The organism is Streptosporangium sp. NPDC049376 (genome assembly GCF_044466505.1).
Lineage (GTDB): Bacteria > Actinomycetota > Actinomycetes > Streptosporangiales > Streptosporangiaceae > Streptosporangium.
The window spans coordinates 14,391-36,459 of sequence record NZ_JBITMT010000032.1; the positions used below are offsets into that span (position 1 = coordinate 14,391).

Annotated in this window: 16 protein-coding genes; 7 read left to right on the forward strand and 9 right to left on the reverse strand. The window is 69.8% G+C overall.

Annotated features, from left to right (window positions below; translation table 11 throughout):
• Positions 1–54: 54 nt before the first annotated feature.
• The 3 genes from ACIBVQ_RS38540 to glgB all read right to left on the reverse strand — a co-directional run bounded on the left by ACIBVQ_RS38540 (position 55) and on the right by glgB (position 6,393).
• On the reverse strand, positions 55–2,028 hold the full coding sequence (locus ACIBVQ_RS38540) for a S8 family peptidase (RefSeq protein WP_399183791.1): 1,974 nt from the start codon (positions 2,026–2,028) through the stop codon (positions 55–57).
• 188 nt (positions 2,029–2,216) lie between these two features.
• A complete protein-coding gene (locus ACIBVQ_RS38545; RefSeq protein ID WP_399183793.1) occupies positions 2,217–3,857 on the reverse strand; it encodes a glycosyl hydrolase family 18 protein in 1,641 nt (546 codons plus the stop codon).
• Between the two features lie 283 nt (positions 3,858–4,140).
• Complete coding sequence (gene glgB, locus ACIBVQ_RS38550) at positions 4,141–6,393, reverse strand: 1,4-alpha-glucan branching protein GlgB (protein ID WP_399183794.1); 2,253 nt, start codon at positions 6,391–6,393, stop codon at positions 4,141–4,143.
• Between the two features lie 187 nt (positions 6,394–6,580).
• On the opposite strand from glgB, the gene ACIBVQ_RS38555 reads away from it, so the two are divergent.
• Positions 6,581–7,321: a DUF4328 domain-containing protein gene (locus ACIBVQ_RS38555; RefSeq protein WP_352015168.1), complete on the forward strand. Its 741-nt coding sequence runs from the start codon at positions 6,581–6,583 to the stop codon at positions 7,319–7,321.
• A gap of 5 nt (positions 7,322–7,326) precedes the next feature.
• Here the strand turns inward: ACIBVQ_RS38555 and ACIBVQ_RS38560 are convergent, their stop codons facing one another.
• Positions 7,327–7,854, reverse strand: a complete 528-nt coding sequence (locus ACIBVQ_RS38560) for a hypothetical protein (RefSeq protein ID WP_399183796.1) — start codon at positions 7,852–7,854, stop codon at positions 7,327–7,329.
• Positions 7,855–8,331: 477 nt separating this feature from the next.
• On the opposite strand from ACIBVQ_RS38560, the gene ACIBVQ_RS38565 reads away from it, so the two are divergent.
• Positions 8,332–9,393 carry an STM4015 family protein gene (locus tag ACIBVQ_RS38565; protein ID WP_399183798.1) on the forward strand — a complete coding sequence of 354 codons (1,062 nt, stop codon included), beginning with the start codon at positions 8,332–8,334 and terminating at the stop codon, positions 9,391–9,393.
• A 265-nt stretch (positions 9,394–9,658) separates the two neighbouring features.
• Positions 9,659–10,897: a hypothetical protein gene (locus ACIBVQ_RS38570; RefSeq protein ID WP_399183800.1), complete on the forward strand. Its 1,239-nt coding sequence runs from the start codon at positions 9,659–9,661 to the stop codon at positions 10,895–10,897.
• Between the two features lie 33 nt (positions 10,898–10,930).
• Here the strand turns inward: ACIBVQ_RS38570 and ACIBVQ_RS38575 are convergent, their stop codons facing one another.
• The 4 genes from ACIBVQ_RS38575 to ACIBVQ_RS38590 all read right to left on the reverse strand — a co-directional run bounded on the left by ACIBVQ_RS38575 (position 10,931) and on the right by ACIBVQ_RS38590 (position 15,320).
• Entirely contained in the window at positions 10,931–11,158 is a 228-nt protein-coding gene (locus ACIBVQ_RS38575; RefSeq protein ID WP_399183802.1) for a hypothetical protein, read from the reverse strand.
• Positions 11,159–11,581: 423 nt separating this feature from the next.
• Positions 11,582–12,823 (reverse strand): glycosyltransferase, encoded by a 1,242-nt coding sequence (locus ACIBVQ_RS38580; protein ID WP_399183805.1) that lies wholly within the window; start codon positions 12,821–12,823, stop codon positions 11,582–11,584.
• A 343-nt stretch (positions 12,824–13,166) separates the two neighbouring features.
• A complete protein-coding gene (locus ACIBVQ_RS38585) occupies positions 13,167–13,673 on the reverse strand; it encodes a DinB family protein (protein ID WP_399183807.1) in 507 nt (168 codons plus the stop codon).
• A gap of 132 nt (positions 13,674–13,805) precedes the next feature.
• Positions 13,806–15,320 (reverse strand): alpha/beta fold hydrolase, encoded by a 1,515-nt coding sequence (locus tag ACIBVQ_RS38590; RefSeq protein WP_399183809.1) that lies wholly within the window; start codon positions 15,318–15,320, stop codon positions 13,806–13,808.
• A gap of 484 nt (positions 15,321–15,804) precedes the next feature.
• Here ACIBVQ_RS38590 and ACIBVQ_RS38595 point away from each other — a divergent pair, with 484 nt between their 5' ends.
• The 3 genes from ACIBVQ_RS38595 (at position 15,805) to ACIBVQ_RS38605 (ending at position 19,119) form a co-directional block, all read left to right on the forward strand.
• Positions 15,805–16,074 (forward strand): hypothetical protein, encoded by a 270-nt coding sequence (locus ACIBVQ_RS38595; protein ID WP_352015179.1) that lies wholly within the window; start codon positions 15,805–15,807, stop codon positions 16,072–16,074.
• Positions 16,067–16,702, forward strand: coding sequence for a DUF6879 family protein (locus tag ACIBVQ_RS38600; protein WP_362780529.1), 636 nt, complete (start codon positions 16,067–16,069; stop codon positions 16,700–16,702). Before ACIBVQ_RS38595 ends, ACIBVQ_RS38600 begins: the two co-directional genes overlap by 8 nt.
• A gap of 77 nt (positions 16,703–16,779) precedes the next feature.
• Positions 16,780–19,119: an ATP-binding protein gene (locus ACIBVQ_RS38605; protein WP_386187514.1), complete on the forward strand. Its 2,340-nt coding sequence runs from the start codon at positions 16,780–16,782 to the stop codon at positions 19,117–19,119.
• A 56-nt stretch (positions 19,120–19,175) separates the two neighbouring features.
• On the opposite strand, the gene ACIBVQ_RS38610 is transcribed toward ACIBVQ_RS38605, so the two are convergent.
• Positions 19,176–20,300, reverse strand: coding sequence for a right-handed parallel beta-helix repeat-containing protein (locus ACIBVQ_RS38610; protein WP_399183812.1), 1,125 nt, complete (start codon positions 20,298–20,300; stop codon positions 19,176–19,178).
• Between the two features lie 562 nt (positions 20,301–20,862).
• On the opposite strand from ACIBVQ_RS38610, the gene ACIBVQ_RS38615 reads away from it, so the two are divergent.
• Positions 20,863–22,062 carry a serine hydrolase domain-containing protein gene (locus ACIBVQ_RS38615; RefSeq protein ID WP_399183814.1) on the forward strand — a complete coding sequence of 400 codons (1,200 nt, stop codon included), beginning with the start codon at positions 20,863–20,865 and terminating at the stop codon, positions 22,060–22,062.
• Positions 22,063–22,069 lie beyond the last annotated feature (7 nt).

Genomic DNA, 22,069 nt, shown 5'->3' on the forward strand with positions numbered 1-22,069 from the left:
TCTTGGCGACAGGGTCCTGTGGCGGAGAACCTCTCCGAACCGGCGCCGGGGGCGTCAGGTACGGCGGGCGTTGACGTGCCTGCCCAGCAGTGAGGCCGACGCCGAGGGGAACGACCCCCGCAGCCGCCTGACCTCCGCCGTGGTGAGGGCGTCCCCGACCGACGTGGTCTCGTTCACCCTGGCGGTGAGGTTGACGGAGCCGCTGGCCCAGTTCAGCCAGGCCGCCAGCAGTTCGCTCTCGAACACCGTCCGCTTCGTCCGCTTGGCGGGCTTGAGCACCCGGCGGGCGGCGGCCGGGGTCGAGGCCCCGCCCAACTCGGGGAAGACCCTGCTGGCCTTGCCCACCATGCCGAGATAGCACCGGAGCGTCGCGTCCGTCAGCGTGCCCTTGCCCGTGCCGAACTCGGCGGCCCACTTGGCGGCGCTCAGCGTCTTCTTCGATGTCCCGCGCACGCACATCGTGGGCCTGACAGGCGCCGCGACGGCGGGCGGATCGACCGGGTCGGCGGTGACGGTCACGGTGACGGTCACCGTCGGCAGCGGGATCGGGACGGGCGCCTGGGTCGGCCCGACGGGCGGGGTGCCGGGTTCGGGGCTCGGGTCGTCGCCGGGCTCCTCGGGAACGTCGGAGTCTCCCGGGTCTCCGGGGCCGGGATCACCCGGGTCGCCGGGGTTCTGGGTCACCCCGGGGGAGGGGGCGGCGCCGGTGAGCGCGCCGTACAGGTCGAGGCGGGGGACGGCGACCCCGTCGTAGACGATCGGGCGGCCCGCGGCGGTGAGCCTGCCGGTGAGCGCGCCCGCCGAGGCGTCCGCGCCCGTCTCCGCGGCCCGCTGCGCCAGTACGGCCAGCGCCCCGGTGACGTGCGGGGTGGACATCGAGGTCCCGCTGTAGATCTCGGTCCTGCCGCCGGGGACCGAGGAGTCGACGTCGACGCCGGGGGCGAACAGGTCGAGGACGGAGCCGTGGTTCGACCAGTCGGGGACGCGGTCGGCGTCGTCGGTGGCGCCCACGGTCACCGCTCCGGACAGGCAGCCGGGCACCCCGGCGCCGGGGGAGCCCTCGTTCCCGGCCGCGGCCACGGTCGCGACGCCCTTCGCGAGCAGCGCGCCGAGGCGTCCCCTCATCTCCTGGACCTCGGGCTCGCCGTCGCAGGAGGCGCCGTAGAGACCGCCGCCGAGGCTCATGTTGACCGCGACGAGGCCGGGGACGGTGTCCTTCAGCCGCGTGAGGTATTCGAGGGCGAGCAGGAGCGAGGACTCGTAGGCCGTGACGCAGGGCTCACCGGCTCCGCAGTCGTCGACACGGCTGAAGACCTGGAGCGCCACGATGTCCGCCCCCGGAGCGACGGCGTGGGCGATGCCCGCGACGTGGGTGCCGTGCTCGCACAGGTTGACCTGGCCGTCCAGGCAGGCGGGGGCGGCGGCGTCGGCGGCGCGCTCGGAGGTGTCGGACTCCTGCCCGTTCGGGCACAGGGAGCGCACGCCCTCGTCGACGACCGAGAAGCAGGCCTGCCGTACGACCTTGCTCCCCAGGGCGGGGTGGGCGGCGTCGATCCCGGTGTCGACGATCGCGATCGTCGTTCCGCGTCCGTCGGCTCCCTCAGCGTGGGCGCGGTCGGCCCCGACGAGCGTCAGGCCGGAGGCGAGCGAGCTGGGGGAGTAGGTGCGGTCCCTGCGGATGGAGACCACCCGGGGGTCCTTGGCCAGCTCGGCCAGCGACTCACCGGTGCCCTGCACGACGATGAAGGAGGTGTCCTGGGGCTGGAGCACGACGTCGGTCTCCGGCAGCAGCCGTGCCTCGCCCGCGACCTGTTCGGCCTGCGCGGGGACGGCGAGCTCGACGATGGCGCGGGCGCCGTCCTCGTCGGAGACGAGCCCGGCCTCAAGCTTCTCCGGCTCCGGTGTCGTCTGGACCGTTTCCGCCGGCGGCTCCTCGGCGAGGGCCGGTACCGCGGGGGTCCCACAGAAAACGACGCAGAAAACGACGCCGAGCACGATCACCTGGGCCACGAGGGCTCGAAGTCGCACACGTCCTCCGGGGGGTAAGGACAGCTCCGGCTGCTGATCATGCGATACGGAGTTTAAATACTGCTTTGTCGCCAGTGAATAGCACGTACCGGATTTGAAGGATCTTCTCAGCCCGAGTTCATCTCGGGGCCGGACATGGCTCGGCCCCCCGCGGCGTGTCGCGCACGGAGGGCCGAGTGTCCGAAATATTACTTGAGGCCGTTGGAGAGCGCGGTGATCAGCTCACCGTTGGGGGTGTCTCCGCTGGTCTCCCAGAAGAACGCGCCACCGAGGCCCTGGCTCTTGGCCCAGGCCATCTTGCTGGTGATGGTGGCGGGGGTGTCGTAGCTCCACCACTGGCCGTTGCAGAAGGCGTAGGCCGTACCGGCGATGGTGCCGTTGGAGGGGCACTTGGTCTTGATGACCTTGTAGTCCTCGATGCCGGCCTCGTAGGTGCCGGGAGCGGCACCGGTGGCGGTGCCACCCGGGGTCGACTGGGTCACGCCGGTCCAGCCACGGCCGTAGAAGCCGATGCCGATGAGCAGCTTGCTGGCGGGGATGCCCTTGCCCTTCAGCTTCTGGATGGCGGCGTCGGTGTTGAAGCCCTCCTTCGGAATGCCCTGGTAGGAGGTCAGGGGCGAGTGCGGAGCCGTCGGGCCCTTGGCGTCCCAGCCACCGAAGAAGTCGTAGGTCATCGGCATGAACCAGTCGAGGTACTGGGTCGCACCGGCGTAGTCGGCGAGGTCGATCTTGCCGCCGTCGGCGCCGTCAGCGGTGATCGCCGCGGTGACCAGGGCGCTGGAGCCGAACTTGGCGCGCAGCGCGGAGACGACCTTCTTGAAGGCGTCGGGGCCGCTGGTGTCGCAGGTCAGGCCACAGGCGTTCGGGTACTCCCAGTCGACGTCGATGCCGTCGAAGACGTCAGCCCAACGCGGGTCCTTGACGACGTTGTAGCAGGAGTCGGCGAAGGCCTGCGGGTTGGCGGCGGCCTGGGTGAAGCCACCGGACCAGGTCCAGCCACCGAAGGAGTAGATGATCTTGAGGTTCGGGTAAGCCTTCTTCAGCTTGCGGAGCTGGTTGAAGTTGCCGCGCAGCGGCTGGTCCCAGGTGTCCCCGACGCCGTCGACGCTCAGGTCGGCGCCGTAGGACTTGTCGTAGTCGGCGTAGGCGTCGCCGATCGCGCAGCGGCCACCGGCGGTGTTGCCGAAGGCGTAGAGCAGGTGGGTCAGCTTCGGCGCGGTGCCGCTGGTGACCAGGTTCTTGACGTGGTAGTTACGGCCGTAGACGCCCCACTCGGTGAAGTAGCCGACGACCTTCTTGTTCCCGGCGGGGCCGGTGGGCGTGATGGTCGGGGTCACGGTGGGGGTGACCGTGGGCGTGATGGTCGGGGTCACGGTGGGGGTGACCGTGGGCGTCACGGTCGGCGTCACGGTGGGGGTGACGGTCGGCGTCACCGTGGGCGTCGGGGTGGCGTCCCCGCCCTCACAAGGTGCGCCGTTCAACTTACAGTTCGTCACACCGGAGACTCCGCCGGGGGATCCGGTGAAGCCGAAACTCACCGTGGCACCCGCGGCCAGCGCACCGTTCCACGACTTGTTCGCGAAGGTGTAGTGGCTGCCGCTCTTGGTCATGTCGGCGTCCCACGCGGACGCGATCGACTTGCCGGCGGGGAGGTCGAACTCGACCTTCCAGCTGGTCAGGGCGGTCGAGCCCGCCTTCACCGTCACGTTGCCCTGGAAGCCGGTGCCCCAGTCGGAGGTGGTGGTGTAGACGGCGGTGGCGGAGGTGGCGGCCGTGGCGCTGCCCATCCCGATCCCCACCGGGACTATCAGCGCTGTGGCTGCGATCAAGGAGCCGATGGTCATTCGTCGCAAGGGTCGCTCCAGGTCAAAGAGTTCCTAGCCCCCGAATTCATAGGAAAGTTTCCTATTAGTTTCCAGAGCGTAGGTTCTCCTTCGTGGGCGGTCAATGGCTCGCTGACCGATATAAGGCGGATTTAAGGTTCACGGAAGCCTTGGCGAACCCGGTCTGAACGGAAAAGGGCCGGTCACACGCTGCGTGACCGGCCAGGCCCGACCGAAAAAATCTTCCTGTGACGTTGACCCGGCGGTTGTCCCGTCGGTCAAGGAACCCTCAGCGGCGGGCGGTCCTCCCGGTGCCCTTCCTCCCGGAGGTCTTCTCCACGGCCTCCCCGGCCGCCTCCGCGACGGGGCTCTCCGCGGCGGGACTCTCCGACGGCGCGTCGTGCCGGAGCCAGACGGCGCCCAGCGGCGGCACGCGCAGCCGCGCCGAGTACGGCAGGCCGTGCCGCTCCTCCTCGACCGCCTCGACCGCGCCCATGTTGCCCACCCCGCTGCCCGCGTAGTCATAGGCGTCGGTGTTGAGCGCCTCCTCCCAGGTGCCGGGAAGGGGCAACCCCAGCCGGTAGTCCTCGTGCGGCGCGCCGGAGAGGTTGACCACGCAGGCCAGCACCGAGCCGTCGGAGGCCAGACGCAGGAAGGAGAGAACGTTCCCCTGGGCGTCGTCGGCGTCGATCCAGCGGAAACCGTCCGGGGTGTCGTCCCGGGTCCACAGCGCGGGCGTCTCCCGGTAGATCCGGTTGAGGTCGCGCACCAGCCGCTGCACCCCCTTGTGGCCGTCGAAGTCGAGCACCCACCAGTCGAGACCTCGGACCTCCGACCATTCGGACCCCTGCCCGAACTCGCCGCCCATGAACAGCAGCTGCTTTCCCGGATGGGCCCACATGAAGGCGAAGAGCGCGCGCAGGTTCGCGAACCGCTGCCACTCGTCGCCGGGCATCTTGCCGAGCAGCGACCCCTTGCCGTGCACCACCTCGTCGTGCGACAGCGGCAGCACGAAGTTCTCCGAGAAGGCGTACATCAGGGAGAAGGTCATCTGGTGGTGGTGGTACTGCCGGAAGACCGGCTCGTGCGCCAGATAGGCCAGGGTGTCGTGCATCCAGCCCATGTTCCACTTGAACCCGAAGCCGAGACCGCCCAGGTGCACGGGCCGGGAGACCCCGGGCCACGCGGTCGACTCCTCGGCCACGGTGATGATGCCCGGCTGGTCCCGGTAGACCAGCGAGTTCATCTCCTGCAGGAAGGCCACCGCGTCGAGGTTCTCCCGCCCGCCGTACTCGTTGGGCCGCCACTCGCCCTCGCGCCGCGAGTAGTCCAGGTAGAGCATCGAGGCGACCGCGTCCACCCGCAGCCCGTCCACGTGGAACTCGCGCAGCCAGTACAGCGCGTTGGCGACCAGGAAGTTGCGCACCTCCCTGCGGCCGAAGTCGAAGACGTAGGTGCCCCAGTCGGGGTGCTCGCCCCTGGTCGGGTCGGCGTGCTCGTAGAGCGCGGTGCCGTCGAACCTGGCCAGCGCCCAGTCGTCCATCGGGAAGTGCGCGGGCACCCAGTCGACCAGCACCCCGACGCCCGCCGCGTGCAGGCTGTCCACCAGGTACCGGAAGTCGTCCGGGCCGCCGAAGCGGGACGTGGGCGCGTAGTAGGAGGTCACCTGGTAACCCCACGAGCCGCCGAACGGATGCTCGGCGACCGGCAGGAACTCCACGTGCGTGAACCCCATGTCCACCACGTACTCGACCAGTTCGACGGCCAGGTCCCGGTAGGACAGGCCGGGCCGCCACGAGCCGAGGTGCACCTCGTAGACGCTCATCGGCTCCTTCAGCGCGTCCGCCGCCGCGCGCCCGCGCAGCCACTCCTCGTCGTGCCACTCGTAGGAGGAGCGCTCGACGACCGAGGCCGTGGCGGGCGGGACCTCGGTGCGCCTGGCCATCGGGTCGGCCTTGGCCCGCCACACGCTGTCGGCGCCGAGCACGTTGAACTTGTAGCGCTCGCCCTCGCCGAGGCCGGGGACGAACACCTCCCAGACCCCGGACCTGCCCAGCGAGCGCATCGGGTGGGCGGTGCCGTCCCAGTGGTTGAAGTCGCCGATCACCTGGACGCCCCGCGCGTTCGGCGCCCAGACGGCGAAGGCCGTACCCTCGACGTCCTCGTGCCGCATGACCCGCGCACCGAGCACCTCCCACAGCCGCTCGTGGCGCCCCTCGCCGATCAGGTGCAGGTCCACCTCGCCCAGCGTCGGCCAGTGCCGGTAGGGATCGGCCATCTCGTACGGCTCCGCGCCCGGATAGGTGACCAGGAACCGGTAGTCGGGGATCTTGTCAAGACCGGGAATCGTCACCGCGAAGACGCCGTGGGCCAGGTGCTCCATGTCATGGGTGTGATCGTCCACGACGACCTGGACCTTCTCCGCCAGCGGCCGCAGCGTCCTGACGGTCACGCCACCGGCCCCCGGGTGCGCGCCGAGGATCGAGTGCGGATCGTGGTGCGCTCCGCCCGCGAGCCGCTCCAGGTCCAAGTCCGCGTTCATGGATCACTCCCGTAGATCGGTATCCCCTAACCCTGCCCTACTCGGGCGTTACGACCCATGCCCTTGTCCGCTATCACCATGCGTGTCGCGAAAATGTGCGGATATGCGATGAGGAAAATCCTGTATGTCGCCATCACGTGGTGCGGAATACTGGCCGTCGGTTCCGTTGATCACCTGGAGGGCGGCGATGCGCGGTGACACGGCCGGGGCACCCGTTCCCGCACGCCCTCATCACTGGCCGCTGCCCGCGGAGACGGCCTTCCCTCCGCCGCCCCGCCCGCTGCGGCCGGTCAGAGGGCTCGCGACGGCCGTACTGACCCTGCTCGGCCTCGACACCCTCGTGGGGGCCGCCTGGGCGGTGGCGGCCGACCCCCTGGCCACCGTCGTCGAGGTCGTGGGTGAGGGCGCCCTCCCGCTGCTGTCGAACTCCGCGTTCCTGGTCGCCCTGACGGCCTCCAGAGCCTTGGTCAGGGCAGGTCTGGTCGTCGTCTTCCTGGTCTGGCTGGTACGGGCGCGCCTGAACGCCGAGTCCCTCACCCGGGTCCCGCACCGCTGGTTCAAGATCTTCATCGTGCTCGGGTGGGCGCTGCCGGTCGTCGGGTGGTGGATCCCCAAACAGATCGTGGACGACGTCTGGGCCGCCTCCCGCCCCGGCGGCGTGCGGGGGGAGAGCATCGGCAGGCAGCCGCACTCCTGGCTGGTGTGGGCCTGGTGGATCGCGTGGCTGCTGGCCTTCTGGGTGGTCCCGCTGTCGTCCGTCGCGCTGCTGAGCCTCGCCGGGCGCCCGCCCGAGGAGGTGGGCGCGCTCGTCGGGTTCGGCCTCGACCCGTTCACCTGGATCCCCACACTGCTGGCCGCCGCCCTGCTGGCCATCGTCGTGGTACGGATCACCCGCTTCCAGGAGGCACGGGTCGCGGCCGGAGGCTGACGGGCTCAGTGACCGCCGGTCCCACGGGCCGACGGGGCGGGGCTCTGGCAGGACCCCCGGATGAAGGCCTCGCCGTCGGCGAACTCCGCCCCCGGCTCCGGATGTCCGAGGTTCGCCGCGTACGGCCTCGCGGGTTCCCCCGAGGTCGCCAGGCGGCGGGTCAGCCACTGCGCGAACCGCCCGTGGGCGGTGACCACCGCCGCGAAGGCCACCGCCAGCGCCGCGAGCACCGGCAGTTGCTCCTCTTCGGCCAGCAGGATGGACTTGGCGTCGGCGAACCCGGTCCTGGCCGAGGTCCAGCCGGTGACCAGCACGGTCACCCACCTGCCGCCGCGCCTGATGCCCGGACGCGCGGTCGCGGTGATCGCGGCCGGTACGGCGAGCACGACGAAGACGACGGTGATCATCACCGTCGCCACCAGGGTGAAGGAGGTGTCCACGCCCACGGCGACCGCGACCCCGCGCATCAGCAGCCGGGCCGCGAGGCCCCCCAGAACTCCCGCGACCAGCGCCCCCACCGCCGCCGCTAACACCACACGACCTCGAACTACATCCCCATATCGCATTTAAATGGATTTAGAGGGATTTTCCCGGCAGGGCAATCCCGAAAACGAATCCGGAACCTCCTTGTGACCCACCTGTTTGGAACGGTTCACAATCCCCGGCGCCGAAGACGTGTCAACCGCCCGGCGTACCGATCGCAGCCGGTGGGCGGGCCGTCGAGGCGGCGAACATATGGCTGCGATCCATGAGGAATTGACATGATCGAGTAACCATGGACAATCAACACCGTTTTGCTCATCGGTAAAGATCGGTTGTGGAATCCGAAGGCGGACGGCGCGCAGGAGAACACGCGGACACCGCGACGGCGACGCGGGCCGGAGCACGCCGCCGAGCCGTGGCGGGCCGCATCCACGGAAGGGGTGCATGACTCGGATGCGGGTGATCATTCCGAGACCGTCACCCACGCCTGGTAGGACAGAGGCTCACACCCCGACCGAGGACGCCGCATGTTCATCGATGGCAACGAGATGTATGTAGACAACGACGAGTACGACAGATATCTCGACGCGCTCTACCCCGGAAAAAGAGCGGCCGACCCGCGCGACCCCGGCGAGAGGTTCCTCCATGAGGACGGGTTCTACCGCTGGGACAGGATGGGCGGCCACCGCGAGACCTACGCCGGGCTGCCCGTCGCCGGATTCCGTATGCTCACCGGCCGTGACACCGTCCCCGACCCTTCGTGTTTCGCCTGGCCTCTGCACGGCGGCGAGATGTACGAGGAGGCCGACGGCCCCGGGTTCACCGAGGGATTGGAGAAACTGCTCACCGTCGTCGACGGTTCCGGGATCCAGGCCATCGTGGTCGCCGGGATCAGCGCGCGGGACGCCCCCGCCGTGCTCGTCGCCAACGCCCACCGGCTACCCCGGCTGCGCTCGCTGTTCCTCGGCTTCGTCGAGCCCGACTATCAGATCTCCTGGATTCAGCAGGGCGACATCACCCCGATCCTGGAGGCGTTCCCCCTCCTGGAACGGCTGGACGTGCGCGGCAGCGAGGGCCTGCGGCTGCGCCCTGTACGGCACGCCTCCCTCAAGGTCCTGCGATTCGAGACCGGCGGACTGCCCGGTGAGGTCGTGCGCGCACTCGGGCGGTGCGACCTGCCTGCGCTGGAACATCTGGAGCTGTGGCTCGGCGTCACCGAGTACGGCGGCGGCGCCACGGTGAACGACCTGGAGGGAGTCCTGTCCGGGGCGGGTCTGCCCGCGCTGCGCCGACTCGGCCTGCGCGACAGTGAGATCCAGGACGAGGTGGCCGCCGCCGTCGCCGCGGCGCCGGTCGTCGCCCGGCTGGAGGCGCTCAGCCTGGCCATGGGCGAACTGAGCGACGCCGGAGCCGAAGCCCTGCTCAGCGGCCAGCCTCTCACCCACCTGCGCCACCTCGACCTGCACCATCACTTCCTGAGTGAGGAAATGGCCAAACGAATCCGGCGCGTCCTGCCCGATGTCGAGCTCGACCTCTCCGAACCCCAAGCACACCTGAGGACCTGGCGCTACGTCGCCGTCGCGGAGTGAAAGGCGTGACACCGCCGCCGAGCAGCCGTCCGGCACACCTGTGGCCCGGCCGCACTCGTCCACTACTCCCGCGGACGCGACCTCGTGGCGGCATGCGGCCTGGTTACGGCTCCTTACGGTCATCCACCACGTCATCGGATCTCTTTCTGCGCCGCCCGCCCGGTGATACGACAGGGCCAGGCTGATGTGTGATCGGCCGCCCACGCGCCCACGGTGACCGGCGTTCCCCGGCCGCGTCGTGGGTCATCCCCCTCTCGGAGGACACGTGCGCGAGAAGATCAGATCAATCGTGACGAAGGGCGCGATCCTTGCCCTCCTGTCCCCGCTGATGCTGGCAGGCGGAACCGCTTCGGCGCAGAACGGCGAGGTCAAGCCCGTTCCCCGGCCCGTGGCGGCCCCCGCCGTCCCCTCGCCGGAGGACGGCGCGGCCATGCGGAGGCAGGAGCCGTACCTCAAGGTGGTGAAGAAGATCCGTGACCGTGCCGAGGGAGGGGCCGACACGGGATACGCGGGCGTCGAACTCGCCGCCGACCGGGCGATCCTGTGGTGGAGGGGAACCCCGCCCGGGGAGATCAGGAGGATCGTTCGCCAGGCGGGCGTGCCGGTCGAGGTCAGAGGCGCGCGGTACTCCAAGCAGGAGTTGCGCGCCGCCGCGAAGGAACTGTGGCGGCGGGCCGGCATGGAGAACGGCGGCCAGGTCCACATGGTCAAGGCACTCACCGACGGCAGCGGTCTTGAGGCCGTCCGGTCCCTGTCCGCACGTGGGCTCGCGCCGGTCCCCGACGTCGGGGTCCCGGTGGCCGTGACCCAGGGCGAGCCGTTCAGGACCGTCGCGGTCCGCTGCGACGACTCCCCGGACTGGTACGGGGGCGTGGCCATCCACAACGACAAGTTCAGCGGCCCGAGCTGTGGCGGGAACGGCAGTTGGCAGTACAACTGCACCGGCGGCTTCGGAGTCACCCTGCAGTCCCAGCGATATCTGCTGACCGCCGGACACTGCGGAGCGATCGGCGACACCTTCCTCAGCGGGGCGGGCAACGTCATCGGCCGGGCGACGCACGAGCACACCGCCCATGACCTGCTGCTCGTCAGGGCGGACACCGGCGGGCGCATCTGGGACGGAACCCCCGGTGTCAACGACTTCACCAAGGGGGTGGCCGGTTGGGGCTGGACCGCCGGGGGCCAGTCGCTCTGCTTCTCCGGCACGACGTCCGGCGCCAAGTGCGGCTACACGGTCGACGGGACCATCGTCTCGGGCTGCGGCACCGACCTCTACGGCAACCACGAGTGCTACAACGACCTGATCTCGGCGTGGAAGGACGGCACGGCCGGTCGGCCCGGTGACAGCGGAGGCCCGGTGTTCTCCCTGGCCGGCGACCGCGTCCAGGCGATGGGCACCACGACCGCCTACGCCACCAACAACCAGGGCAGGGAGTGGATCGTGTTCCAGGACTTCGGCACGGCCACCCGCGACTGGAGCGGCCTGGACGTCATCACCGGATGACGCTCACACATCGGTGCGGGGTTCGTGAGCGTCTCATACGTCACGGCACAGACGGAAGACCGCGATGAGCGCACCGGGCGCCAGGAGGAAACCCACGTTGACCATGCCGTTCACGGTGTCGCTCCCTGAGAACGATTTGTTCGCCAGATATCCCGAGAGGATCGAAGCCGCTATATACGCCGTCGCCAGCAAATGGGCGACGAGGATCACCCTCCTGGGCCATTTCCCAGGCCACGGGGCGATCGCCCAGATGATCGACACGATTACGGCGCCTATCCATGTGAAACCCCCGGCTCCCACACCAACTCCCGGTTCATGTGAAAGAGAATGAAATGATCGGACGCCAGGAGAATACCTCCTGGCGTCCGCCTCCACGGGTCATCAAGCAGGCCGCATACGGAATTCGACGGCTCCCGGATTTGCCGGTCCCGTGGCCGGGGGCATGACCTCCCAGAGATTTCCCGTGCTTATCTTCGGGGGAGTGCCGCCCTTCCCCGGGGAGCCCCTCATGACCCTCGACGACGAGCTGAAGCCGCCGAATCAAGGTGACTGTCCTGAGATGGCTCCGTGGCCGGGTGGGGATTCGTGTCACCGGGGTTTTCTTTCAGGTGCCGTTCATGGTGAGTGCGAGTGCGCGGGACGCCTTCATCGGCTTTTGACGGCGAGCCTGAGTGGGGCCGCTTTCTAGGGAAACCCGGATCCACTCCGGTCGACCACGTCGAGCAGGAGCTTCGCGGCCCGCTCCGCCCCGTCGGTACGGACCGTCCCGGCCACGACGGCCGCGCGGGCACCGGTCTGGGGGGCCAGGGCGATCCTGAGCGCGGCCGACAGAGAATCGGCGGTCGGCGTCGGACCGTCGTGTTCCGCGCCGATGCCCAGTTCGGTCACCCGGCTCGCCCAGTACGGCTGGTCCGCGACCTGAGGCACGATCACCTGCGGCGCTCCGGCACGGGCCGCCGTCGTCGTGGTGCCCGCGCCGCCGTGGTGCACGACGGCGGCCACCCGGCTGAACAGCGCCTGCTGGTTGACCTCGCCGACGACGAAGCAGTCGTCCCGGTCGTCGATCGCGGTCAGGTCGGCCCAGCCGCTCCCGAGCAGGACACGGCGACCCCGCGTCCGAACCGCCTCGATGACGGCTCGCGAGATCTCCTGGGCGCTCGCGCCCCGCATCGGCATACTGCCGAAGCCCACGTACACCGGCTTGTCCCCGGCGGCCAGGAACGCCTCCAGGCCGACAGGAAGCGGGCGCTCGTCCGGCCTGATCCACGCGCCGGTCTGCGTCACGTCGAGCTCCGGCGTCTCCTGCCAGGGACCCAGGACCGGGTCGGTCGCCAGGAACGGGCGGCCGGTGAAGACATGGTCGCGGATGCCGTCCACCGGGGGCAGGCCGACCGACGCCCGATGGTTGTTGATCGTCTCGCCGAACAACGCGTCCTTGTGCTCGGCGTCGAGGGCCCACAGTTCCCGGTTGCCGGTCACCCCCTCGGGGACCACCTGGCCCGGCCAGGGACGAGGCGCGTGATGCGGCGACGGCAGGTAGGAGGGGGAGAGGGAGGCGAACACATAGGGCGCGCCCAGCTTCTCGGCCGCCGCCCGCGCACCGGCCACGGCGGGGAAGGAACCGGTCGCAACCACCGCGGCACGGTCGCCGGCCGCCTCGCCGACCGTCTCGTAGGCCATGGCGGTCAGCTCGGCGGCGATGCCGGACAGGCCCGCCTTCGCCTTGTCGGGGATCGCCCCCGTCGCCAGCGCGCGGATCGGCCAGCCGAGAGGACTCAGCGGCACGCCGACATCGTCCAGCAACTCCGCGAAGTCCGGCGGCGCGCACACCCGCACCTCGGCGCCGAGCGCCCGTAGCCGCACCGCCAGCCCCGTCATCGGCTCGACGTCCCCGCGTGATCCGTAGGTCACCAACACAACGCGCATTCCACGGCCCCCGATGTCCGTACGTTCCGGTGTCGAAGGAGGATTGTGCGGCACAACCGGGGCCTTGTGGCAAGTCCCCCCATGCGCTATAGCTTGGTAGTGGCAGGAGTTGTATATCCCTCTTGCCCTTTTAGTCGTTTCGCCGTCCGGCAGGTGACCTCCCCGCCTCGGGAGACGACTTCGGCATCCGCGGCCCGGCAGCCCATGGACGACCCGGGACCGTCCACGTCAAGGCGGGGCGGCGAAAGCCGGTGCTCGCACCGGAGGGGACATCGCGCCACCGGGAGACCAGCTCTCAACCACCGGTCCTTTCCGGCTTACCTGGTCTGTCCCCTGGACAAGGTCACTCGCCGACGGCGCCGTCGAGGCGTTCGCGGAGCAGGTCGGCGTGGCCGTTGTGGCGGGCGTACTCCTCGATCATGTGGACGAGGATCCAGCGGTGCGAGACGTCCTGGCCGTGACGCTGCTGCTTGCCGACGGCGTCGAGCGGTACCCGGGCCGAGATCTCGCGCGCCACCTCGATCTCGGCCCGCCAGATGGCGAAGGCCTCCTCCACGGAGGCGGTGTCCACGTCGTTGAAGTCGGAGTCGGGGTCCTCGGCCTTGCTGTAGAGAAGCGGGACGTCCTCGCCGTCCAGCACCCGGCGGAACCAGACGCGTTCCACATGGGCCATGTGACGAACCAGGCCGAGCAACGACAGGGACGACGGCGGCACGGAACGCTCACGGAGCCGTTCCTCGGGCAGACCGGCGCACTTGACGGCCAGAGTCTCGCGGTGCCAGTCGAGCCAGCTGTCCAGCATGGCGCGTTCGTCGGCGATGAAAGCGGGGGAAACGCGGTCGTCGGTCATGACTCGTGGTCCTCTTATCTTGATCGGCCCTGATCACCGTCGCCCAGCCTCTCACGGAGGTCCGACAACCTCTCAACACCTTTTCGTACGGCGGGGCCCGCCGTACGAAAAGGGCCCCGCCGTACGGCAGGGTCAGCGGAGGCGGGTGACCGGCAGGGGAGGGATGTCCTTCAGACAGGAGCGGTCACCGGTCGAGCCGGTGCGGATGAAGGCCGTCGCCAGTCTGGCCGCGCAACCGGTCTCCTCCCAGGTCGGGACGTGTCCCGAGGAGGGAACCTCCACGAAGGTGCTCACCGGGAACTGCTCCGCGGCCAGGCGCCCCTGGGAGACGGGGGTGTTGGTGTCGAGTTCACCGGAGAGCACGAGCACCGGGACGCGGGGCGCGGTGCCGTGGCCCGCGGGCCGGTCGGTACGGGGCCATTTGAGGCACAGGTCGGCGCCGTCCATCACGGCCTCGGTCCAGCCACGCGCGCTGAACGGCCCGAACCGTCCCTCGGCCCGTCGCAGCGCCCCGGCGAAGACGGCGGTACGGTCCGCGACGGTGGCCCGCCGGTCCCACACGGTCGGATAGTCGTTGCAGACGATCGACAGGGCCTGGGCCCTGGTGGCCCGCTTCTCCGGCGGCTGGGAGGCGAGTCCCTCGGCGAGCTGCCCGGCCAGGGCGACGAGCGGGGCCGTGTCACCGGAGACCGCCCGCGAGACCATGGCCGGCAGCTCGGACCAGACTCGCGGGGTGCCGTTGCTGCTCGCCACATAGAAGTGGATCAGGGCGAGCATGTGCTCGTCGAGCAGCAGGGTACGGCGACGCCCTGAGACCTCGATCTCGAAGGGAACGGGGCGTTCCCGCAGGCGGGCGGCCAGCCGTTCGAGGTTGGCGACCGCCTTCTCACCCTGGCAGGCGCCGTCGCTGCGCGCGCACAGCCGCAGCAGGGCCCGTTCGACCGCCCGCGCGTTCGGACGGCCCAGCGAGTCGAAACGCAGGGGATAGGCCCCGGACAGGACGACGCTGCGGGTGTGCTCCGGGTGCCGGAAGGCGTAGACGGTGCTCAGATAGGTGCCGTAGGACACGCCGTACAGATCGACCCTGTCGACGCCGAGGTGTGAGCGGACGGCGTCCAGGTCGTCGGCCAGTTCCGCCGAGGTGTAGGCCCGTGCCCGCTCTCCGAGCCGTCGTCCGCACGCCTCGACCTCGTCGATCTGCCGCTCTCGGGGGAGCAGGTCGTAGTCCGCGGGGACACCGCAGCCGACCGGCTCCGATCCGCCGGTGCCACGCGGATCGACCAGGAGCAGGTCGTGGTCGTCGCGCAGGGCGGTCATGTCCTCGGCGAAGCGTTCCGCGTAGGCGATCGCCGGTTCGCCGGGACCGCCGCTGACCACCATGACCGTTCCCGCAGGGGGACGGCCGACGTCGGTGCGCGGCAGGAGCGCGTAGGCGATCCGGTTCGTGCCCGCTGAGGGGTCGGCGCGGACCAGCGGCACCGTGATCTCTCCGCAGCGGGCCACCGTTCCCTTCACGACCGGGCAGGGGACGTCGGAGACCGCCGCGGCCGTGGGGCGGGATCCGCCCGCCAGGGCAGGCAGTACGGGTGTCACGGCGGCCAGGGCGGCGCCGATCATGAGGGCGATGGGGATATGTCGTTTCGCCACGGGCCTCTCCTGTTTCTGGACGGTGGAAGAGCCCGTCGATCCTCACGGCGACGCCGTACCCGGCTACATCCCACCAGCGCCTCTCTTCTCGTGGTGCTGGCTGTACTCGGGACGACGGCGTCCGTGAGTGCCGGGAGCGGCTTTTCGGAGGCCGATATCTCGGGCGTGCCGTTCTTGGTGTCTTCGGCGTCCGGTGTCTGCCGGAAACGGTGCCCAAAGGGGGTGACGTCGGAATACGAGACCATGATCGTTTGCGGGAAAAAGGCTTTCTGTGGAGACAATCCCCAGGTCAGGGGTGTCCATGGCCTCTCGGCTGGGTTGGGTGATTGCCGGTTATTGGTCTGCTTTCATCCTGTTTAGGGCTAGCCGTTTGTTTTTTGGGTGATGTTCGGCGGCGAAGGCGAACTTTCCATTGTTCCGGGAGGCCGTCTCGCATATGCTCCGTGCAAGTCACACGTACGGCCAAGCCGACTGGGAGGCAGGCATGGCTCGTTCCTGGGAGGCTGACCCGTCCGCGTTGTTCCAACGGCGCCTGGGGAAGTCGGCCAAGGAGCTTGACCGTTCCGACGGTCGAGACGAGTGCCCCGACATCTGGCAGCTGGACAACGGTGACATCGCGGTGATCGGCAGAGATCTCACCGCCGTCTACGAGCCGCGTCTGCCGGAAGGCGTCTCCCTCGCTCCGGACGAGCGACTGGTCGTCATCCCTGGCATCATGCTCAGCGTCGCGAAACCGGACATCGCCGATGTCTGACCTCCGCGCTCCCCATCTCATCCCCGCCCAGGGCGAAAGGCTCGTCAGAGAGGCCTACCGGCGCGACTTCCGGCAGCGGGAGGCGGTCCTCCGCAACCGTGACTCCTGGAAGCTCGAACGGCGCCAGCACTTCGAGGAGCAGGCCGTTCCCAGCTACGACGCCTTCCGCCGGGGTGACTGGGACGAGTCGATGCGGCTGCTCGAAGAGCGCACGGACAGCCTGCTCGCCATGACGCGTGAGGACGAGCTCCGCAACTCCTTCTTCCACCGGGTGCGGGTCGTCGAGACGCCGCTCACGCCGTACATGCGCTGGGAGCTGCGCTCGCTGCGGATGCGCGCGGAGTGCGGCGAGCGGATCCGGGTGGTCGGCGCCGAGGCGGTCGCGGCCTTCGAACGCGGCGGCCCGCTTCCCGAGGTGGTCGTCCTCGGCGGCCGGACTCTCTACCGTGTCCTCTACACCGAGGGCGGTGTCCCCGACGGCGCGTTCCGCTACACCACTCCCCACCTCGTCAGGGGTTGGGAGGACTACATCAGAGGCCTCTACGAGACGGGCGAGGACGTCAGGTCCTATGTCGACCGGGAGCTCACCTCCCTCTCCTCGTCCACGGTCGGGTCGAAAACGGAGTAGCCGTCAAAAAGCACAGAGAAGATGAAGAACACCCCGGCGGTTCGTACTCCGAACTGTCGGGGTCCTCACGTGACGTCGTGCAGGCCAGGAACGTCAGCGGGGGAGTGCACTTCCACGACCACGGCGGCAGGAACAGGGGCGCCTCCCCGGCTCCGGTGCCGCGCCAGCTTCCCGCGGACGTGCGAGGGTTCGTCAACCGCGTCGAGGAGTTCGAACGGCTGAACGCGGTCCTGACCGGTGAGGACGGCGACCCCAGGGTCATCTCGGTGTGCGTGATCGCCGGGACGGCCGGTGTCGGCAAGACCTCGCTCGCGTTGCGCTGGGCCCACCAGATCCAGGAGCGCTTCCCCGACGGGCAGCTCTACGTCAACCTGCGCGGCTACGACCCCGGAGAGCCGGTAACCGCCTACGACGCGCTGCACCGGTTCCTGGTCGCCCTCGGCGTCCGCGCCCACTCGGTGCCGCAGGACCTCGACGCCGCCGCCGCGCTCTACCGCTCACTGCTGGCCGGCCGCAGGATGCTGATCGTCCTCGACAACGCGGCCATGGTGAGCCAGGTCCGCCCCCTGCTGCCCGGCAGCGCGGGCTGCCTGGTCGTCGTCACCAGCCGCAGCCGTCTGTCGATCCTCGCCGTACGCGACGGGGCGCACCGCCTGACGCTGGGCACGCTCCCCGAGCCGGAGGCGGTCGCCCTGCTGCGGGCCGTCACCGCCGGATACCGTCCTGAGGACGACGAGAGCAAGCTCACCGAGCTGGCCAGACTGTGCGCCCGGCTGCCGCTGGCCCTGCGGATCGCCGCGGAACGAGCCGTCAGCTACCCCCACATGCGGCTGGACGACCTGATCGCCGACCTGCGTGACGAGTCCGCCCTGTGGGACGCGCTGAGCACCGGGGACGACGAGGAGGCCGGGGCCGTACGGACGGTGTTCGCGTGGTCCTACCGCGCGCTGCCCGACCAGGTCGCCCGGCTCTTCCGGTTACTCGGTCTGCACCCGGGCCCCGAGTTCGGGCTGCACGCCGCCGCCGCGCTCGGCGGGCTGACCCCGAGCAGGACACGGCAGCTGCTGGACTCCCTGGTCGGCGCCCACCTGCTCGAACAGACGACGCCGGGCCGCTACCAGTTCCACGACCTGCTGCGCGCCTACGCCGCCGACCAGGCGCAGCGGGACGGCTCCTACGACGACCGGCAGGCCGCGCTCCGCCGCGTCCTGGAGTGGTACCTGCACACCGCCGACGCCGCCCAGAACTGGATCGGCCCCGCCGAGAACCGGATACGGCTCACACCTCCCATGGAGGGTGTGCGACCGCTGACCTTCGCCGACTACGACACGGCCGTCGACTGGTCGGAACGCGAGCACGCCAACCTCCTGCAGGTCGCCAGGACCGCTATCTCCGCCGGATACGACGAGCTGACCTGGCAGCTGGCGGTCGTGCTGGCCAACAGCCAGCCGCCCTCGGCGCCGGTCGCCGACTGGCTGGAGGTCGGCAGGCTCGGCCTGGCCGCGACGGAACGGCTCGGCGACCTGCCCGCCCGGGCACGGCTGCTCACCGAGTTCGGCATCGGCTACGTCCGGATCAACCGCCTGGACGACAGCCTGGAGAGCCACCGCCAGGCGCTGGCGATCTGGACCGAGGTGGACGACCGGCTCGGCCAGGCCCACTCGCTCAACCTCATCGGGCTGGTCAACCTCCGCAGGAGGCGGTTGGACGAGGCGGCGCAGCACTTCGAGCGGGCCGTCGCCGCCTTCAGGGAGCAGGGTTCGGCGCACTGGGAGGCCACCACCCTGGCCAACCTCGCCAGCACCCACTACCACGCCGGACGGCTCACCGAGGCGGAGCAGGCCGTACGGCGCGCACTGGAGATGCACCGCTTCCTTGAGAGCAAACGCGGCGAGGGCAACGCGCTGCGCCTGTTCAGTGACGTCCTGCGTGAACGGGGCGAGGTCGAACAGGCGCTGGCCACGGCGAACGAGGCGGTCGAGATCGCCCTCGTGCTCAGGAACAACCGGCTTGAGGGCTTCTGGCTCATCGCCCTTGGCAACGCCCAGCGGGCGGCCGGGCAGTTCGTCGACGCGCTGGCCTCCTTCCAGCGCTCGGCCACGCTCCACCGGCGCCTCGGGGACCGCAGCCGGGAGGCACTGGCCTGGTACGGCACCGGCGAGACCTTCTACGCGCTCGACCGGCACGGGGAGGCGGCCGACTTCCACCGCCAGGCCGCCTCGATCCACCACATGCTCGGCGACACCTGGCACGAGGCCCTGGACCTCGACGCCCTCGGCGCGTCCCTGGTGGAGGAGGACCCCGAGGCGGCCAGACGGCACTGGACGAAGGCGCTTGGCCTGCTCGCCGACTACGACGACCCCCGCGCGGCCGGGATCCGCCACCGGATCGAGCGACGGATCACCTCGGACGGCTGAACGGCTCCCGCCGTGTCCGGCGGGAGCCGCCTCAAGCGTCAAGGTCGAAGGCGGGGTCAGGCGCAGGTGAGGCCGGACTTGGGCTTGGGGCCGCACGGACCCCGGTTGCCGCCGCCGTCCGTCACCGAGCCGGGCCTGGCCCAGATGAGGAAGCCGCCGTTGGCCAGGCCGCCGTTGCGCGCCACGGTGAGGGCGGCCTGCGTGACGGTGCCGGTGAACAGGTGCAGGCCACCGCGGACGGTGTTGCCGCCCAGGTCGGTGAGCTTGCGGGGGGTCATGCCGTTGGCGAAGAAGATGTTGTCGGCCACCGGGTCGGGGTTGACCCCGGCGAGGTTCTGGTTGACCAGCAGGCCGACCGTCTTGTTGCTGTGGAAGACGTTGTTCTTCACGGTCGTGAGGGCGAAGCCGCCGGTGCTCAGCAGTCCGACGGAGTTGTTCATGAAGACGTTGCCGTCGAAGGTGGTCCGCTGCCCGCCCTTGACCTCAAGGGCGGTGTCGGCGTTCCTGAAGAGGTTGTCCTGGAAGACGTCCTCACCCGCGTCGGCGGCGACGGTCACCGGGAAGTTGTCGAAGACCGTCCCGTTGTAGACGCCGCCGGACCTGGCGGTCGTCAGCCTCCCCTCGCTCAGCGTGCTCGACGCCACCGTGACCTCGGGGGAGTCCTGGACGCTGACCTCCCCGTGCACGACGCACTGCTCGACCGTCGCCGTGGACTTCAGCACCGTCAGGCCCGTCAGGAGGCACAGGGCCGGGTTGCTGCCCGCCACGGTCAGGGTCGCGTCCTGCACCCGGGTCGCCCCTGCGGTGACCTGCACGTCGGAGAGCGTCGCCTCCACGGTGCCGCCGGTGGTGCCCGGCTGCACGGTCACCGCCTCCCCGCCCGTTCCCACGATCTTGCCGTTCTTCACGGTCACGCCCGAGGCCCGCAGGGTGAGGCCGGTCGTGGTGAGGACGTGCCCGCCCAGGTCGAGGGTCACGCCGTCGGTCGCGATGGTCAGCCCGCCGCCGGCGCACACCAGGTCGGCGGTCAGGGCGGCGTCCGCGGTCAGTGTGTCGCCGCAGTTCACCGCGGCCGCGCTCGCCTGCGCCGGTACGGCCCCGACTCCGGCGACCAGCAGGGCGCACGCCAGCAGCGTCCCCGATCCGGATAAGATTCCCTTTGTTTTCCTTCCGTGATCCATGTTCGATTCTCCAGACTCCCGATGAGTTTTCCCGTGTTTTTCCCGAGCCGATGAGAAGGTTTTTTCGGCCGGAAGGATCACCGACAAGATTGCCCCTCCCACGGCGATCACGGAAGTCAGTGAATTGGTCCGTCAGGGTTTGTGGATTCAATCCGTTCCGGGAGTGGCGCGCGTGGCGTGTGTTATGTCACGAGGACTATGGGGCAGCCGAAACACCTGGTGCGTCGCGGGACCGTACGGGTGGTGAGGGTGTGACCGGATTCATGCCCTGAGGTGGGCGGTGTATGCCCGTCCACTGGTTCGCGACGACGACAAGGGCCTGTCCTGGTAATTTCCGCGAACCCGTCAGGCGATTGTGAAAAGCTATGGGAAAGCCTTATGTCCGCTCTTTCCTAACCTCTTTCCGGCTTACGGCACCCTTTTCCTCGCCTCCCTCCGGAGGCGGAAGTGGTCGTACGGCACCGCCGTACCCCGAAGGCGCGTGGGAAATGTCGGTCGGGGATGGCAGGGTTGGGGTGACGCCGTACCGGTGGGTGGGAGCCCTGAGCGTGGAGGCACGACGATGACAACCTCTCCGTTGCGAGCCGGGTTCGACCGGGTGCGCCAGGCGATGGCCGCGCGTGTCGAGAAAGGCGAGTTGCCCGGCATGGTGCTTCTCGTCGCCCAGGGGGACGAGACGCTCGTCGAGCCGATCGGGGCGACGGCCCTGGGCGGCGACGAGCCGATGCGGCGCGACACGATCTTCCGCGTCGGGTCGATGACGAAGGCGGTCCTGGCCGCGGCGACCATGACCCTGGTCGAGGACGGCACGCTGAGACTGGAGGAACCGGTCGACCGGCTGCTTCCCGAGCTGGCCGGGCGCAGGGCGCTCAGGCGCCTCGACGGCCCGCTCGACGACACCGTCCCCGCCGGACGCCCGATCACGGTGGAGGACCTGCTGACCTTCCGGATGGGATACGGCCTGGTCTTCGGGGTCACGCCGGACTCGCCGTACCCCACGATCGACCTGCCCTATCCCGTCATCGAGGCGGCCCGGGAGCTCGAACTCGTCACCGGCCCGCCCGACCCCCGCACGCCGCACGACCCCGACGAGTGGATGCGCCGCTTCGGCACGCTGCCGTTGATGTGCCAGCCGGGGGAGCGCTGGCAGTACAACACCGCCTCCCTCGTGCTTGGCGTGCTGGTCGCCCGCGCCACGGGCATGTCGCTCGGCGACCTGTTCAGGACACGCCTGTTCGAGCCGCTGGGCATGGCCGAGACCGGCTTCCACCTGCCCGCGGAACACCTCGGCAGACTGCCGGTCCACTACATGACCGGTCCGACCGGCGAGCTGACGCCGCAGACGCACACCACCGACGAAGCCTGGACCAGGCCGCCCGTCTTCCCCTCGGGAGCGGCCGGTCTGGTCTCCACCGTGGACGACTACCTGGCCTTCGCCCGCATGCTGCTGGCCGGGGGCGTCCACCAGGGACGCCGGGTGCTGTCCGAGCGGTCCGTCGAGCTGATCACGACCGACCACCTGACGGCCGGGCAGCGGGCGTCAGGCGACATCGTGCTCGCCGGTCACGGCTGGGGGTACGGCGTGGCCGTCGTCACCGAGCCGGACGAGATCTCCTCGGTCCCCGGCCGTTACGGCTGGGACGGCGGCTACGGCACCTCGTGGTTCAACCACCCCGCCCGCGACCTCGTGGTCATGGCCATGACCCAGACCTCCGACTTCCTGTTCAACGGCTCCCTGGCCGACCTGGGCCGGCTGGAGTGAGAAACCC

What these genes read in the sequence shown, in the direction of transcription:
- glgB (WP_399183794.1), bottom strand. Translation starts at nt 6,393, where the DNA reads ATGAACGCGGACTTGGACCTGGAGCGGCTCGCGGGCGGAGCGCACCAC.
- ACIBVQ_RS38555 (WP_352015168.1), top strand. Translation starts at nt 6,581, where the DNA reads ATGCGCGGTGACACGGCCGGGGCACCCGTTCCCGCACGCCCTCATCAC.
- ACIBVQ_RS38565 (WP_399183798.1), top strand. Translation starts at nt 8,332, where the DNA reads ATGTTCATCGATGGCAACGAGATGTATGTAGACAACGACGAGTACGAC.
- ACIBVQ_RS38580 (WP_399183805.1), bottom strand. Translation starts at nt 12,823, where the DNA reads ATGCGCGTTGTGTTGGTGACCTACGGATCACGCGGGGACGTCGAGCCG.
- ACIBVQ_RS38585 (WP_399183807.1), bottom strand. Translation starts at nt 13,673, where the DNA reads ATGACCGACGACCGCGTTTCCCCCGCTTTCATCGCCGACGAACGCGCC.
- ACIBVQ_RS38595 (WP_352015179.1), top strand. Translation starts at nt 15,805, where the DNA reads ATGGCTCGTTCCTGGGAGGCTGACCCGTCCGCGTTGTTCCAACGGCGC.
- ACIBVQ_RS38600 (WP_362780529.1), top strand. Translation starts at nt 16,067, where the DNA reads ATGTCTGACCTCCGCGCTCCCCATCTCATCCCCGCCCAGGGCGAAAGG.
- ACIBVQ_RS38610 (WP_399183812.1), bottom strand. Translation starts at nt 20,300, where the DNA reads ATGGATCACGGAAGGAAAACAAAGGGAATCTTATCCGGATCGGGGACG.
- ACIBVQ_RS38615 (WP_399183814.1), top strand. Translation starts at nt 20,863, where the DNA reads ATGACAACCTCTCCGTTGCGAGCCGGGTTCGACCGGGTGCGCCAGGCG.